Origin of the sequence: Pseudomonas sp. C9, from assembly GCF_002000165.1 — a bacterium.
In the GTDB taxonomy this organism is placed as follows: domain Bacteria; phylum Pseudomonadota; class Gammaproteobacteria; order Pseudomonadales; family Pseudomonadaceae; genus Aquipseudomonas.
Window position 1 is genome coordinate 1,422,990 of sequence record NZ_MPAK01000001.1, and the last position, 15,541, is coordinate 1,438,530.

Consider the following 15,541-nt stretch of genomic DNA (forward strand, 5'->3'; position numbering starts at 1 on the left):
TCCTTAAACCGGCATCTGCATGATGTCTTGGTAAGCCTGAACCAGCTTGTTGCGCACTTGCGTCAACGCCTGGAAAGACACGCTGGCCTTCTGCGAGGAAATCATGACGTCCGTCAGGTCGACGCCGCTCTTGCCGATCTCGAAGGCACTGGCCAACTGATTGGACGCCTGCTGGGTGTCGTTCACTTTATTGACGGCCTGACCGAGCATGTCGGAAAAGCTGCTGCCACCCAATTCAGGGACTGCGGCAGTCGATTTCGGCGCAGACATGGCATCCATTTGCATGGAACGCATATCCAGCATCAACCGATTAAATTCAATACCTTGGCTCATGGTCTACTCTCATTGGCGACCCGCAATTTTTTGACACTCACTCGGCGGGTAGTGAGGTGTTAGCAACAAGGGTGCCAGCTCCGTGGCCACTCCAAACAAAACCGCATCCTCACAACCTGTAACGCTATCTGTAGCAGCTGGCGCAGCCTGCGTCCGGCTGCGCAGCAGTCGTAAAATCAGTCAATGCGGTGTTTCAGGAAAATCGAGTACTCAGGCTTTACGACTGCTACGCAGCCGGACGCAGGCTTCGCCAGCTGCTACAGGGATCAGGTGGCGAACAAGTAAGCTTCGACGTCCATGCCGGCGTCGCGCATCTGCGCCAGCTTGTAGCGCAAGGTGCGCGGGCTGATGCCCAGTCGTTCGGCGGCCTCTTTGCGACGGCCGCGCTCGGAACGCAAGGTGTCGACGATCATCTGGTACTCACGGCGACGCAGGTCATCACCCAAAGCGCCAGCCGATTCAGCATCAACCTCCACCGCACGCACCTGCACCGGCGCCATTGCAGGCAACGGCGCGCAGGCGACCGGCCCGGACAGGCAGAAATCCTGCGGCTGAATCAAACCACCCTGCTGCAAAATCAAGGCACGCTGGATCGCATTATCCAGCTCCCGCACGTTGCCCGGCCACGGATATCCCATCAGGCAGGCCTGCGCCTCGGGCGACAGCTTCGCCGCGGCATGCTTCATTTTATTGACGTGCTTGGCCAGAAGGCGCTCGGCCAGCGGCAGGATGTCGGCGGTGCGTTCGCGCAGCGGACGCCAGGCCAGCGGAAACACCGACAGCCGATAGTAAAGGTCTTCACGAAAACGCCCCGCCGCCACCTCACCGGCCAGATCCCGGTTGGTGGTGGCCACCACTCGGATGTCGAGCGTGATCGTTTTGCGTGCACCCACCCGCTCGACTTCGCGCTCCTGCAAAACACGCAGCAACTTGGCTTGAAGCCCAAGGGGCATTTCGGAAATTTCGTCGAGCAGAATCGTGCCGCCGTCAGCCTGTTCGAACTTGCCAGCCTGCGCCGCGATGGCGCCAGTGAACGAACCTTTTTCGTGACCGAACAACGTGGCTTCGAGCATGTTGTCGGGAATCGCCGCACAGTTGATCGCAATGAACGGCTGACTGGCGCGATGGGAATGCTGGTGAATGTAGCGCGCCAACACTTCTTTACCCGTGCCCGACTCGCCAGAGATCAACACCGTGGAATCACTGCGCGCCACTCTGGCGGCCAACTCCAGCAACTGCGCACTGGCCGGCTCGAACGCCACCGGGCCTTCGCCCTCGGCCGTACCGAGATTGCCCAGCGCATGCCGCGCCACCAAATCAAGCAATGCCTTGGGTTCGAACGGCTTGACCAAATAATCCGCCGCGCCCTGGCGCATTGCATCGACCGCCCGCTCGACGGCGCCATGGGCCGTCATCAGCAACACCGGCAATTGCGGCTGACGCGCCCGAAGCAAGCCAAGCAGTTGATGCCCGTCCATGCCCGGCATGTTGACGTCACTGATGACCAGATTGAACGCCTCGACAGCCACAGCCGCCAACGCATCCTCGGCCGAGCCGACTGCCTTGTAGTCGTGACCCGCCAACATCAGCGTATCGGCCAACGCTTCGCGCAGCGCGCGGTCATCTTCGACCAGCAGAACCTTGATTGTCATGCCCTTCACTTCGCTCCCTGAGCATTGCGCTTTTCACCCGAGAACAGCGGCAGGATCACTTGCGCACACGTGCCGCGCCCGGGCCGCGAGTGCAGCTGCAATTCTCCCTGATGCGCACGCGCTACCGCCTTGACCACGGTCAGGCCCAGGCCGGTTCCGGTGGTCTTGGTGGTAAAGAACGGCTCCCCCAGACGCGCCAGCACTTTGCTGTCGATGCCACTGCCACTGTCGCTGACGCACACGCGCAGGTTGTTTTCACGGGTATAAAAATGAACCTTCAAACGGACATCGCCGGTACTGGCCTGAATCGCATTCTCGATCAGATTGAGGATCGCCCCAATCAGCGTGTCGCGATTGCACAGCAACTCTCCGGCGTGACTGTCGCACTGCCAACGCACCGGCAAATCCTGAACATGGGTCAATGCCGCCGCTTGCAGCGACCGCATCAGCTGCCCGGGCGTGAGGCGATCGGTCAACGGTAACTCCCCACGCGCGAACACCAGCATGTCGCGAACCTGATGCTCCAACTCATGCAAGCGCTCTTTCAGGCGACCGGCAAAACGTTGCTGCGTGGCGACGGGGAGTTCCTGCTCAGTCAAGTGACTGGCGTAAAGCAGAGCGGCCGACAACGGCGTACGAATTTGATGAGCCAGCGAGGCAACCATTCGACCCAGGGAAGACAATCGCTCATGACGGGCCAGTTGATCTTGCAGGTGGCGGGTTTCAGTCAGGTCGTTGAGCAACACCAACTGCCCCGGCTCAGCATCAAGCGAGCGAGTGGCGATCGACAGACGGCGACCGTCCTTTAGCGAAACTTCGTGACCGTCGTCTTCGCGAGGCGCGAAGCAACGGGCGATGACATGGCGCCACAGCTCTCCTTCCAGAGGCAACCCAAGCAATTCGCAAGCCGCCGGGTTGGCTTCGCGCACGATGCCTTGGGCATCGATAACGATGACGCCGCCGGGCAATAGATCGAGGAGGTTTTGCAGACGATTAGCCAGGCGTTCTTTTTCCGCCAGCTCTTGCATGCGCTGGGCACTGACCACGGCCAGCTCGCCCTTGAGCTCAGTGACCCGAGCTTCAAGCATGCTGTAGGAATCGGTCAATTGGCTCGACATCTGACTGAACAGTGCAAAGGCCTGCTCAAGGCCTGGCCGGTTTGCCTGCTCTACGGACGACAGTTGCCCCGAGGTGTCAGGGACAGGAGACATCTGGGCGGCTTGGGGCATCGTGCTCTCTCGCTTGGCTGACCGTCAGTTAAACGGAACGTTGCGAGGGACTTAGCAATACCCGTGCCTAAAAAAAACCGCCCAAATATGAAGGACTTGAAAAACAGGCGTCAATCATCCGCCTGTTCATCACCGTCACGACGGCTCATGCCGTACTTGCGCATCTTTTCCACCAGCGTGGTGCGACGAATACGCAGGCGTTCAGCCGCGCGAGCAACGATGCCATTGGCATCATCCAGCGCCTGCTGAATCAGGCCCTGCTCCAGACCACCGAGGTAGTCCTTCAGGTCCAGGCCTTCCGGCGGCAGCATGGCATTGGCGGTGAAGTCCGGGGTATGACCGTTGATGGCCACCCGCTCTTCAAGCTCGCTGCGCAAGCTGTCGACCAGTTGCTCGTCTTCGTCATCGACGTAGCGGAATTTCTTCGGCAACTCGACGACGCCGATTACCCCGTACGGATGCATGATCGCCATACGCTCCACCAGGTTGGCGAGCTCGCGGACGTTGCCCGGCCAACCGTGACGGCACAGCGACATGATCGCGGCGGAGTTGAAACGGATCGAACCGCGCTTCTCGTGCTCCATGCGCGAGATCAACTCGTTCATCAGCAACGGAATGTCTTCGACGCGTTCGCGCAGCGGCGCCATTTCGATCGGGAACACATTCAGGCGGTAGTACAAGTCTTCGCGGAACGTGCCGATCTCGATCATGCTTTCGAGATTCTTGTGGGTCGCGGCAATGATGCGCACGTCGACGCTTTGGGTCTTGTTGCTGCCCACGCGCTCGAAAGTGCGTTCCTGCAGTACGCGCAACAACTTGACCTGCATCGGCAGCGGCATGTCGCCGATTTCATCGAGGAACAGCGTACCGCCATTGGCCAGTTCGAAACGCCCGGCACGGCTGGTGATCGCCCCGGTGAAGGCACCTTTCTCATGACCGAACAATTCGCTTTCCAGCAACTCGGCCGGGATCGCCCCACAGTTGACTGGAACGAATGGCGCATCACGGCGCTTGGAGTGGTAATGCAAGTTGCGCGCAACCACTTCCTTGCCAGTGCCGGACTCACCGAGGATCAGCACGCTGGCGTCGGTGTCGGCCACTTGCTGCATCATCTGACGGACGTGTTGAATCGCCCGGCTGGTGCCGACAAGGCTGCGGAACAGATTGGGTTCACGGTGACGACCGCGCTCGCGAGCCTGGTCGTACATCTCGCGATAGACCTGGGCACGGTGCAGCGAATCGAGCAATTTGCTGTAGCTGGGTGGCATTTCGAGGGTCGAAAGTACCCGGCGACGCTGGTCTTCTGGCAGGTCAACGGAAGAATTATCGCCCATTAACAAAACCGGAAGGAACTCATCCCAGGTTGCGAGTGTCTTTAACAAGCCCGTAAGTGCGCCAGGAGCATTGACCGTCCCGATGAGGACACAGATCACTTCACGACTTGATGACAAAGAGCCGACAGCCTGCTGCCAGTCATGGCTACCACAGGGTAAATTTTCTTCGCCGAGAAAATTTAAAATCACCGCCAAGTCGCGGCGGCGGACGCTATCGTCATCAATCAGCAGAATTTTGGTTTCACGCCACATGCAATAGCAACTTCCCTAGTCAACTCAATGCCCAAAAATGATGGGGCAAGCTAGACGCTTGCAGACACATTCTGCCTGTAGACGCCTGAAATCTGGAACCAGCCACTAGTTAAGTCAAAAAACCGTGCACAGTCAAATTTATGGCGCACTATCATTGGATTAACTGAGGATTAATTAACCGAACAGATGGTAAACCTTTGCCGCGTTCTGTGCTTGATGGATCTGCGACATCTCGTCGACTATCGCTTGCCTCTCCCCCGTCGCGGCCTCAAGAAGCTGCTTGTACACCCCCAGCAACTCCTCAAGATTGTCGCGCAACGCGGCCTCGTCCACCGACGCTTCACTCAAGACGTCTTCCATGCAGGACCGGCACGCCAGGTCCAACTCACCGATGGCCTCCCAATTACGCTCGGCCAATGCACCGACCAGGGCTTCGCGGGTGTGTTCGATTCGCTGCAATACAAGACTCATGGCGACCTCCTTAAAACTGCGGAACAGGTGCGGCAATACCATCCCAACCGTCTTTGACAGTACGAAGCAAATCAGAGACTTCGTCGAGAATCTTCGGATCAGTCTTAATATTGGCTTCTGCCAGACGCTTCATCATGTAGGTGTATAGATTGTCCAGCTCACCGACCGTTTCGATGGAGTTTTCGAGGTCCAGGCCTTCACGCAAACCACCGATGATGCCGATGGCCTTGCCGATCAGAATGCCTTTGTTCGGAATGTCTTTACGCTCCATCGCGCCTTTGGCCTGGGCAATACGATCCAGGCCACCTTCCATCAGCATCTGCACCAGTCGATGAGGACTGGCTTCGGAAGTTTGCGCTTGAGCGCCAATCTTCTGGTACTGGCGAAGGGCTAACATTGGATTCATGTTGTACCTCATCAAAATTCTGTGTTCGTCTAACCAGTGTATCGACGACGCGTCAAAAAACTTTAGATTCAAATGCAAAAAGCCCGGAGCGCTTGAAAACGCTGCCGGGCTTTTGGCGTTTTGGGTGTTACGAGTTCTTCTGCTGAGCAACCATGGCATCGAACATGCTGGTGATATTGCTGGCTGTCGCCTTCAATTTACCAACGAGGGAATCCATGTCGTTGTACTTTTTAGTCAATAGAGCGGTCAGCGTTTCGACTCGACGATCCAAATCAGCCTGATCGGCGGTCAGCTTGGTTTTGGTTTTATTCAGGCTGGCAGTGCGTGTGTCGATAATGCCACCGGTATCGGTGTAGGGCTTGATCACATTGTTCATGCGCTCAAGCAGACCGTTAGTACCGGTAAACAGGGTCTGAACCTCGCCACCAAGCTTCTTGTCGTTCATGGCAGCGGTGAACTTGGTGCCATCAAAGGTCAACGCACCGGTTTTCTGGTCGGTGTTGATCCCCAGCTGCGACAGAACAGTCAGCTTGTCGCCGGCACCGGTCTGGGACAATGGACCACGAATGGCCGCCAACAGGGCACGAGGCATCGGGTCACCGGTCAGCGCAGCCGGTACGGTTGGCTTGCCATCGTCGTCCAGGGACGGTTTGGTCAGCGAGGTCACAGCGTTGGCGACTGCGTTGTAGGCGTCGACGAACTTCTGGATCGACGCTTTCAGACCATCGTTGTTGGAAGCGACGGTTACAGTCGATGTACCTACGGCGACCAGGTTCAGACTCAGACCAGAGATCGTCTTGTCGATGGTATTGGACTTGCTGGTCATCGCCAGACCGTCGACCGAGAACACCGCATCCTTGGCAAGGGCACTAATGGCACCCGAAGACGTCGCCGTCGGGGTGGCGCCCATTGGGAGCGACCCGTTGATTGCCAGTTCCGCAATACCGCTGACAGAGATATCGGAGCCTGCACCGGTCGTGGTAGAGCCCAACACCAGGCGGGAACCGAAACTGTCGGTCACGATGTTGGCGCTCAGACCACTGGCCTGGTACTGGCTGTTGATCGAGTCACGCACCGATTGCAGCGTGGCGCCGGCACCGACGGTAACAGGGTAGCTGGTGCCGTTCTGAGTAATGGTCAGCGTGCCCGGAGTGATCGCACTGGTCGCACCGCCGGCAAATGCCGCAGAGGCTACTTTGGACGCAGTGGCAAGACTGGTGACGTTGACGACGTAGTTGCCGGCAACAGCCGTGTTACTGGACGTGGCGGTCAGCACCTTGGCGTCGGACGACGTGGCCGCATACCCCGTGAACTGAGGGGTTGTCGTGCTGCCCAGATCGGCGAGCGCTTTCTGGAACGTGGCCAGCAGCGACTTCAGGGTACCGATCCCAGAGATGCTCGCGGTATTGGTAGTGGTCCCACGGTCAATCTGACCTTGCTTGGCCGCTTTGTCAGCGTTCACCAAGGCCTTGACGATAGCACCGGTATCAATACCTGAACCTAAACCCGTGCCCGGTAAAATTGGACTTGCCATGTGGAACTCCCTTCAGTGTGTCGCCGGTCTTTTGACCACTACAACGCCCAAAAGAACATAGCAACAAAATTCGTGCCAGCTGTCAGGCTTTAGCGCTGAACAACAGGCTGCTTGCATCATTCAAACTATTGGCCAGCTTCAGGACTTCTTCGTTGGGGATCTGGCGAACCACCTCACCCGACTCACTGGCAATGACTTTCACAACTACTTGCCCGGAAGGCTCATCAATCGAGAATTCCAGGTTACGCTTGACCGACTGAACGAACTTTTCAATTTCCTGGACAGCCATCTTCAGCTTGTCCTGTTCAGCCTGGGCAGTCTGGCGCGCGCCCTTGACGTCGACCACTTTCGCGGGCTCCGCTCGAGGCTTTTCCGCAGGCTTATCGGCAACGGTCGTCGCCTGCTTGGCCGCCGGATAAGACAAGTTCAGCTTCACGCTCATATCCATGTCCATCACCTCTAAAAGTGAAAAAGCGAGAGGGCGCCAACAGCGCGCACCCCTCGCCAAAACTCAATCAGCTATTACTGAAGCAGTTTCAGTACAGACGACGGCAGTTGGTTGGCCTGAGCCAGAATTGCGGTGGAAGCTTGTTGCAGAGTTTGTTGCTTGGTCAGCTGTGCAGTTTCAGCAGCGAAGTCGGTGTCTTGTACACGACCACGAGCAGCTTCAGCGTTTTCGTTGATGTTCTGCAGGTTGGAGATGGTGCTGGTCAGACGGTTTTGTGCAGCACCCAGGTCAGCACGGCTGGCGTTGATGGTTGCCAGAGCAGCGTCGATCTTGGTCACAGCAGCGGTGAACGAAGCCTGAGCAGTAGCCGAGCTGTTACCAGTGATCTGCAGGGCAGCCGAGTTAACGGACAGAGTTGTTGCGTCGAAGCCGCTGGCCAGAGTCAGAGTGATCTGGTTAGCAGTACCGCTGTTGGAACCAACCTGGAAGGTCATGGTGCCGGCGGTGCCGTCGATCAGGTTTTTGCCGTTCAGGTTGGTCGACTGGGCGATACGAGTCACTTCGTCCGACAGAGCCATGAATTCTTTGTTCAGAGCGGCGCGGTCAGCAGTACCGTTCGAGTCGTTTCGTGCCTGAACAGCCAGTTCACGCATACGCTGCAGAATGTTGGTCGATTCCTGCATCGCGCCTTCAGCGGTCTGAGCGATCGAGATACCGTCGTTGGCGTTTTTGATCGCCATGTTCTGACCGCGGATTTGCGAGGTCATACGGGTAGCGATCTGCAGGCCGGCGGCGTCATCTTTAGCGCTGTTGATTTTCAGGCCGGAAGACAGGCGGGACATCGAAGTCGACAGGGCATCGGAAGCGCGGTTCAGGTTTTTCTGAACGTTCAACGACGTGGTGTTGGTGTTTACAGTTAAAGCCATGACGAATTCCTCGTTGGTTGGGTACTGCGGCTTCCGGCCCTGGCAACCGCCGGGTATGGCCTAGAGAACCTTCGTAATAGTTATCGTCGCCAATGCAACTTGCTTTAGGGGATTTTCAAAAATATTTGCCATCACGTTGCCACCCCCCATAAATCAAGGGGTTGGCAACGATTTGATTGCGAAAAAATGACGTCAGGGAACCGTCGGCGACAGATTGGCGAGCGTTCGCCGGCACCGAAAGAAGAGAAAATTGCTTAAATGGACAGGCTTTCGGTCAACAACTCGACCAGTTCGTATTCCAGATAATCGGCCAGCGCGAGCCAGTTCTGCGCTTCCTGACACGCAAACAGCTGGCCGAGCAGAGATACCCACTGCTGCTGCGCTTGCTGCGACGCCGAATCGAATGCTCGGTGGACCGCACCGACCAGGTCGGTCATCGCCAGCCCGGCTTCGACATCTCGCCCAAGTCGGAACAAGGTGGCGCAGTGTTGCGCGTCGGCAATAAAGGATTCACGAACACTCATGACGCAAACTCCGGATGAAACGTGGTCCCGACGATCATCGCCCCTGCCCGGCTGCTGTTATAGAAGCGCACCTGCGGATGGCCGGCAATAAACCGCTCCAGCTCACACAAGTAGCTGCGGAAATTGAGCTGCGTCTTGATCCGCTGACCGTGACCATCCAGCACCCAGTGCTTGGCCGCGCCCAATTGCGGCCCCAGATCGCCATCGCTCCAGCCGGCGTGGGTCTTGTCGCCGGGGAAGGCGAAATCGGCGCCAAACAGCGTGATCTGCGCCGCTCCCATTTTCACCGCCAGGTCTGCCGCCGGATGAATCACGCTGCCACCGACATACAACTCGCCCTTGGGCAATTGTTCGCGCAACGATTGGTAGATCGGGCTGGAGGAGTAAGCGGCATACCGCGCCCCCTGCCAGGCTTGAAGTACCAACGGGTCCAGCATGGGCATGTACACCAGGCGAATGCCGGCCGAGTCTTCAGAAGGCAGATGGCGAGCCGAGATGCGTTGATCGATGCTGACCACTATATCCGGGTGAATCCCGTGTTTAAGCAAGGGTCGGTAAGCGGTATCGACGCAAATGAACAACGGCCGTCCTTCCTGCCCGCGAATCGCACGCAACGTATCGAAGTGCTGCTCCAGGCTTGGGCCGGTGGCAATCACAAAGACCTCCCGCCCCGCTTGCGAGCCAAACAGTTCAGCCACGTCGGCATCGGCGGTCGCGAGCGGCAAACAGGCCTGCAAGCGTTCGATGATCTCAGGCGACTGCGGGTTGAACTCACGATTATTGAACGTCAGATGAGTTTCGCTGATCAACCGGTCGCGGATCTTGGCATTGAAGTCATCCGCCAGCACCAGCTCGGACGGCAAGGCAAAAAACGGCAGTTGGATTTCCGCCAGGTCGCCGGCATACAACAGCTCGACGCGAGGGTCGCTGAGCCATTGATGTTGTTCGAGCAACTGCAACACCAGCGCAAACACCGCGCCATTGAGAATGTGCACATACAATCGCTGCAGACTGGCGCGCTCAAGCAACTCGACCTGCAGATCGCCAAGCCCGGTGCCGTAGACATGCAGCACCGCACTGTCGACGGGCAAGCTATCGGCCTGGACCCTGGCCTCGCGAGTGCGATCGTGGCGGCTGGTCAATTGAATGCCGTTGATGCTCAACGTCGAACCCAGGCCTTCCACCAGATCAGCCTGCAACAGGCTCGTGTCTTCAACCAGCAAACGCACAGCCAGTGCCGGCCAACGCTGCTGGATGACGTCGACGTTGCGCTCAAAGAACTCGCTCATGCAGCCTCGCTTTTCGTTCGGGCAAAAAAATAGCGCTCAAGATTACACCTTGAGCGCTATTTTTGTGTCTGGCTTTCTATGACTGAAGCGCCGCCGTCACGGGCGATAAAGAATCGCCGAACCCCATGACAATCCAACACCGAAACCACTCAGTGCGACACGCTTCCAACTGGAATCCAGTACATGTTTTTCCAGCAGCAACGGAATGCTCGACGACACGGTATTGCCGGTCTCGACCATGTCCTTGATGAACTTCTCCGGCTCGCCTTCGAAGCGGCGTGCCACGGCGTCGACAATCGCCGCACTGCCCTGGTGAATGCAGAAGGCATCGATGTCGTCGGCGGTCAGTTGCGAATCGGTCAGCAGCTCATGCAAATGCGCCGGAACTTTGAGCAACGCAAAGTTGAACACCTGACGACCGTTCATGAAGAACACGCCATCGGTCACTTTCAAGTGCGGTGCACCGGCACCGTCGGTGCCGAACTTGGCCTTGCCCAACTGCCAGGGGGCGTTTTCACCCATCCAGGTCGCGGTGGCGGCATCACCGAACAGCATGGTGGTGTTACGGTCTTCCGGGTCGACGATCTTGGAGTACGGATCGGCGGTGATCAGCAAGCCATTCTTTAGGCCCGCAGCTTCCATGAAGCCCTTGATCGCGTAGATGCCATAGACGTAGCCGGAGCAGCCCAGGGAAATATCGAACGCTGCCACAGTCGTTGGCAGGCCCAATTTGTCCTGAACGATGGCCGCCGTGTGTGGCAAGCCTTCTTCGTCACCGTTCTGGGTGACCACGATCAGCGCGTCGATCGCTTCACGTTTCAAATCAGGGTTATTGGCGAACAGCGCGTTGGCAGCTTCGACGCACAGGTCCGAAGTCTCTTGCCCGTCGCCTTTGCGCGGCAAGAAAGCCGAACCGATTTTGCCGAGGATGAACTCTTCATCCTTCTCGAATTTTGCACCTTGTGCGTAATTGTCTATGCCGGCTACAGGAACGTAGCTCGCAATGCTCTTTATGCCAATCATTACGGCTTCCCAATAATAAACAGCCCAATACCACCGCTCGTAATGATTCGAGGGGCGCCGACAAGCAGAGAAATACGTCGCCCCGAAAAGGCGACGGCGGGAAGAATAAAAGGCTGTCACTGGGCCAAAAAGCAGGCCAGGCGCCACCTTCCCGATTAATACAATACAGTGAAGATGCGCGTTATGACTCGCAGGTCACGCTAATTTGCCGAATCAACCCGATAAGCTGTTATTCGACCAGCGACCAATCCAGCGGGGTTCCACGCGTGATGGCGTGGCGGGCGCGGCGGCCCAGAAGGGTTTCAGCGTGTTTGGGGGCCAGCCCCAGGCCAGGACGGATGGCTCGCAGGTTGGCCGTGGTGAATGGCTCGCCGGCGGCCATGTCCTGGGTGACATACAGCGATCGGCGGTACACCAGCGATTTGCGCTCGGCGTCAGTCACGCCGTAATGCACCTGCCCCATCGCCTGCCAGGCGCGTTCCGTTTCGATCACCAGGCTTTCGAGTTCGGCCGGTTCCAGCGAGAAACTCGCGTCTACACCACCGGCCGCGCGGTCGAGGGTGAAATGTTTCTCCACCACTGTCGCCCCCAGCGCCACCGCCGCCACGGACACCCCGACACCCATGGAGTGATCGGACAAACCGACCTGGCAACCGAACAATTCGCGCAGATGAGGAATCGTGCGCACGTTGCTGTTGGCCGGGGTCGCCGGATACGTGCTGGTGCACTTGAGCAGAATCAGGTCCTTGCAACCGGCCTCGCGGGCGGCACGCACGGTTTCATCGAGCTCGGCGATGCTGGCCATGCCGGTGGAGATGATCAATGGCTTGCCAGTGGCGGCGACCCGGCGAATCAGCGGCAGGTCAGTGTTTTCAAAACTGGCGATTTTGTACGCTGGCACATCGAGGCTTTCAAGGAAGTCGACGGCGGTGTCATCAAACGGCGTGGAGAAGGCCAGCATCCCAAGCTCTTTGGCCCGGGCGAAAATCGGCGCATGCCATTCCCACGGCGTATGCGCCTTCTCGTACAACGCATACAACGAAGAACCGGCCCACAGGCTGTTTGGATCCTTGATGAAGAACTCGCCTTCAGATAAATCCAGGGTCATGGTTTCAGCGGTGTAGGTTTGCAGTTTCAAGGCATGGGCGCCGGCCTTGGCCGCCGCTTCGACGATGCGTAAGGCCATGTCCAGCGACTGGTTATGGTTACCACTCATCTCGGCGATGATGAAGGGTGGCGCATCCGCACCGATCAAGCGGTTGCCGATCTTGAAACTAGTCATTGCAGTGATCCTTCAATACGCGCGTAAACGCGCAGGCACTCTGGGTAAAACCGGCTTCGCGAAAGACTTTCAGCGACGGCTGATTGGTCGGCACTACCTGGGCGGTAATCACCTGCAATTGCGGCCAGTGGGCTTTCACAAACGTTTCGCCCCGCGCCAGCAGCGCCCTGCCCCAGCCCAGCCCGAAACGGCCTTCAAACAGATAAATCGAGACTTCGGCTTCAACGCCGCGCCGGTCATATCGCAGCACACCCACCGGGCCGTCATCCGCCTCGGCGATCAACAACAAGCGCTGGGCGTTGCTCAAGCTGGCGGTCAGCCAGTTTTGATGCGATTGCCAGTCGATGACCCCGGTCTCCAGCGACCAGCGTCGCACGGCCTCGGCATTGCGCCCCTCGAACAGCAACCGGGCATCGGCCGGTGTCGCCGGGCGCATCTGCAAAACAGCACCGGCCAATGCGGCAGCCACGCGTTGCGCGCCCCGGCCATCGACCAGTTGCCGGGAATGTTGCGCGAGACTCTGGCGCAGCCCCTGATTGCCAGCGACAAAGCCAATGGCCTGACGCAACTGTTCAACGCTGACCTGCTCGCGAGGCCCCAGATAGACATGGGCGCCCGCCGTCGCCATCACCTCGCCGTTGGCCTGCTGATTATTCGACACGGCAATGCAAATCGTCGGCAGTCCCAGGGCCGCCCGCTCCCAACTGGTGCCGCCACCGGCTCCGATAAACAGGTCCGCTTCGGTCATCAACCGATAGAAGTCGCTGACGAAACTGTGCAATCGCCAGTTCGGACGCTTGGCCGCCAGCGCCTGCATTGGCTCCCAGGCCGGGTTATCGGCACCGGCAACAAAATCGACTTCCAAGTCATGGAAATCCGTCAGCGCCAACATCGCATGGTGAGTCTGCAGGGCGGCATCGAAACCACCGAAGTTCACCAGCACGCGTTTGGCCTGCGGTTTGATCTCGATGGCCGGGCAGCTGAATTCTTCGCGCAGCATCGCAAACCGTGGGCCGAGCAAGACCTGGCAACCGGGCGATAGCAGCGAGGCGTAAGCCTCAGGTGTACCGGACAGGTTTTGATTGAGCAGCAGATCGACATCGTAGGTGCGCGTCGCGAGATCATCCACGGCCGCAATCCGGGGCGCCCAGCGCCGTGCTGCGCGCTGCCAGTGATGGTCGAGGCCATAGTGATCGACGACGATCCAGTCGAATACCGGCTGGTTTTCCAGCGCCTGCGCCAACGCGTCGATGTCGGCCTGCCACGGCAGCATGGACTCGATGGCTTGCTGCGGGTCTTCATCGGGATAGCGATCGGGCAGCGCAAAGGTTTCGAAGCCTTCGCCCGCCAGCATGTCCAACCGATGTCCCGGCAGCCGCCGGCACGCAAACACCACGTACACCCCCTGCTTGCGCAAGGTTCTGGCCAGTGGCAACAAACGGGCGATATGCCCGCTGCCAATAGTCGGCGAGGCGTCGGAACGAATCAGCACTCTCATTGCAATTCACCGCCGGCTTTCAACGCGGCGTACAAATATTCGGCGCGTTTCCAGTCTTCAGGGGTGTCGATGTCCTGCACCAGATAGCGTGGCAGAATCACCGGCAGGCTTTGTGGCGAGTACAAGGTGTCGCCCCGCAACCATGCCTCGCGGCGGCCCCAGTAAAACTGGCCGGCGTCCTGATAGGCCGGCGGCAAGTCCTGGGAACGCGTATTGCGAAACTGCGGGTACAACGCGGTCACGGCCCCCTGATCATCAATAGTCAGGGCACGCTGTACAGGGAAACCGAAATCGCACACCGAAAACGCGAAAGACTTGGCCGGGTGCTGCTGCAGAAGCGCCAGCCCTTGTTGCAAAAACCGGGCTTGCAGCAGCGGCGCAGTGGCGTAGATGCAACAGGCAAAATCAAAATCCAGCCCCTGTAACGCTTGCAAGGCATGAGCAATCACCGCCGCCGTGCCGGTGTAGTCATCAGCCAGTTCTACGGGCCGCATGAATGGCACCTGAGCGCCGCACGCCAGGGCCAGCTCGGCAATCTCCTCGTCGTCAGTGCTGACCACGACTTGAGTGAACAAACCGGAATCGAGCGCTGTTTGAATCGAGCGGGCAATCATCGGAACGCCATCGAACGGCTTGAGGTTCTTGCGCGGGATACGCTTGCTGCCGCCTCGGGCCGGGATGATCGCGACGCTGTTCAAGGACGTTTTTCCAGAAGAAACCAAGTGATGTCATCCACCGGGAATTGCGGGTCGCGATGATAGCCAAAACCGTAGTCCAGCAATTGCAGGTCGCTGTAACGATCAAGCATTTCACCGGCGAAATCGCGTTTGAACAGCTTGCCGCTGTTGCCGCGATAAGACACCTCCACCGGTGCCGGGTTGTAGTACTCGGCGATCAGGATGTAACGCTCGCTCAGTTCATACAACTGTGCATAGGCGGCGGGCAGCAGCTCGGGCGCCAAGTGAATCAGCACGCCCTTGCTCAAGGTCAGGTCATAGCGGCGTGTCCGGGGGAAGTCGAACAGCGATCCATGCCAGATCTGCGCAATGTCCAACGCCTGGGCCTGGGTGCAGGCGCCGGCATTGATCTCCACACCAAACAGCTCGCACCGGGGCAACAGTTGACGCAGCGCCTGCAAATTGTTGCCGGCATTGGTGCCCAGCTCCACCAGGCTGTCGATCCGCCCGGCCCGGGTCAGTGCCTTGGCAAACAGCGCCAGGTTAGCCGCCACCAGCGGCTGCCCGACGTTGCGGTCAACGTACTGGTGACCAAAATCGCCCTGCCAGAATTTTTCCTGCTCGGTCAGTCCACGCATCACACATTCTCATCAGCCGCTTTCG

The 15,541-nt window shown here is 58.5% G+C and carries 16 protein-coding genes; all 16 read right to left on the reverse strand.

Going from position 1 to position 15,541, the window contains the following annotated elements:
* Nucleotides 1-3: 3 nt before the first annotated feature.
* The gene (gene fliE / locus BMS17_RS06775; RefSeq protein ID WP_008072611.1) at nucleotides 4-333 is read right to left on the reverse strand and encodes a flagellar hook-basal body complex protein FliE; all 330 of its coding nucleotides are present in this window, start codon (nucleotides 331-333) and stop codon (nucleotides 4-6) included.
* Between the two features lie 266 nt (nucleotides 334-599).
* On the reverse strand, nucleotides 600-1,985 hold the full coding sequence (locus tag BMS17_RS06780; RefSeq protein WP_046032943.1) for a sigma-54 dependent transcriptional regulator: 1,386 nt from the start codon (nucleotides 1,983-1,985) through the stop codon (nucleotides 600-602).
* Nucleotides 1,986-1,990: 5 nt separating this feature from the next.
* On the reverse strand, nucleotides 1,991-3,196 hold the full coding sequence (locus BMS17_RS06785; protein ID WP_175649013.1) for a PAS domain-containing sensor histidine kinase: 1,206 nt from the start codon (nucleotides 3,194-3,196) through the stop codon (nucleotides 1,991-1,993).
* A gap of 128 nt (nucleotides 3,197-3,324) precedes the next feature.
* Entirely contained in the window at nucleotides 3,325-4,800 is a 1,476-nt protein-coding gene (locus BMS17_RS06790) for a sigma-54 dependent transcriptional regulator (RefSeq protein ID WP_046032824.1), read from the reverse strand.
* A gap of 174 nt (nucleotides 4,801-4,974) precedes the next feature.
* The gene (locus BMS17_RS06795; RefSeq protein WP_046032823.1) at nucleotides 4,975-5,271 is read right to left on the reverse strand and encodes a hypothetical protein; all 297 of its coding nucleotides are present in this window, start codon (nucleotides 5,269-5,271) and stop codon (nucleotides 4,975-4,977) included.
* A 10-nt stretch (nucleotides 5,272-5,281) separates the two neighbouring features.
* Complete coding sequence (fliS, locus tag BMS17_RS06800; RefSeq protein ID WP_046032822.1) at nucleotides 5,282-5,677, reverse strand: flagellar export chaperone FliS; 396 nt, start codon at nucleotides 5,675-5,677, stop codon at nucleotides 5,282-5,284.
* 127 nt (nucleotides 5,678-5,804) lie between these two features.
* Complete coding sequence (gene fliD, locus BMS17_RS06805; protein ID WP_077430662.1) at nucleotides 5,805-7,211, reverse strand: flagellar filament capping protein FliD; 1,407 nt, start codon at nucleotides 7,209-7,211, stop codon at nucleotides 5,805-5,807.
* Between the two features lie 82 nt (nucleotides 7,212-7,293).
* Complete coding sequence (locus BMS17_RS06810; RefSeq protein ID WP_046032820.1) at nucleotides 7,294-7,659, reverse strand: flagellar protein FlaG; 366 nt, start codon at nucleotides 7,657-7,659, stop codon at nucleotides 7,294-7,296.
* A gap of 74 nt (nucleotides 7,660-7,733) precedes the next feature.
* Nucleotides 7,734-8,585, reverse strand: coding sequence for a flagellin domain-containing protein (locus tag BMS17_RS06815; protein ID WP_077430663.1), 852 nt, complete (start codon nucleotides 8,583-8,585; stop codon nucleotides 7,734-7,736).
* 254 nt (nucleotides 8,586-8,839) lie between these two features.
* A complete protein-coding gene (locus BMS17_RS06820; RefSeq protein ID WP_046032818.1) occupies nucleotides 8,840-9,109 on the reverse strand; it encodes a hypothetical protein in 270 nt (89 codons plus the stop codon).
* A complete protein-coding gene (locus tag BMS17_RS06825; protein WP_046032817.1) occupies nucleotides 9,106-10,398 on the reverse strand; it encodes a motility associated factor glycosyltransferase family protein in 1,293 nt (430 codons plus the stop codon). The genes BMS17_RS06820 and BMS17_RS06825 overlap by 4 nt, the downstream gene beginning before the upstream one ends.
* Nucleotides 10,399-10,494: 96 nt before the next feature.
* Nucleotides 10,495-11,421 (reverse strand): ketoacyl-ACP synthase III, encoded by a 927-nt coding sequence (locus tag BMS17_RS06830; protein WP_046032816.1) that lies wholly within the window; start codon nucleotides 11,419-11,421, stop codon nucleotides 10,495-10,497.
* 229 nt (nucleotides 11,422-11,650) lie between these two features.
* The gene (pseI, locus tag BMS17_RS06835) at nucleotides 11,651-12,703 is read right to left on the reverse strand and encodes a pseudaminic acid synthase (RefSeq protein ID WP_046032815.1); all 1,053 of its coding nucleotides are present in this window, start codon (nucleotides 12,701-12,703) and stop codon (nucleotides 11,651-11,653) included.
* On the reverse strand, nucleotides 12,696-14,201 hold the full coding sequence (gene pseG / locus BMS17_RS06840) for a UDP-2,4-diacetamido-2,4,6-trideoxy-beta-L-altropyranose hydrolase (RefSeq protein WP_046032814.1): 1,506 nt from the start codon (nucleotides 14,199-14,201) through the stop codon (nucleotides 12,696-12,698). Before pseG ends, pseI begins: the two co-directional genes overlap by 8 nt.
* Complete coding sequence (gene pseF / locus BMS17_RS06845; RefSeq protein ID WP_046032813.1) at nucleotides 14,198-14,899, reverse strand: pseudaminic acid cytidylyltransferase; 702 nt, start codon at nucleotides 14,897-14,899, stop codon at nucleotides 14,198-14,200. The genes pseG and pseF overlap by 4 nt, the downstream gene beginning before the upstream one ends.
* Complete coding sequence (locus BMS17_RS06850) at nucleotides 14,896-15,516, reverse strand: pseudaminic acid biosynthesis-associated methylase (RefSeq protein ID WP_046032812.1); 621 nt, start codon at nucleotides 15,514-15,516, stop codon at nucleotides 14,896-14,898. The genes pseF and BMS17_RS06850 overlap by 4 nt, the downstream gene beginning before the upstream one ends.
* Nucleotides 15,517-15,541: the final 25 nt, after the last annotated feature.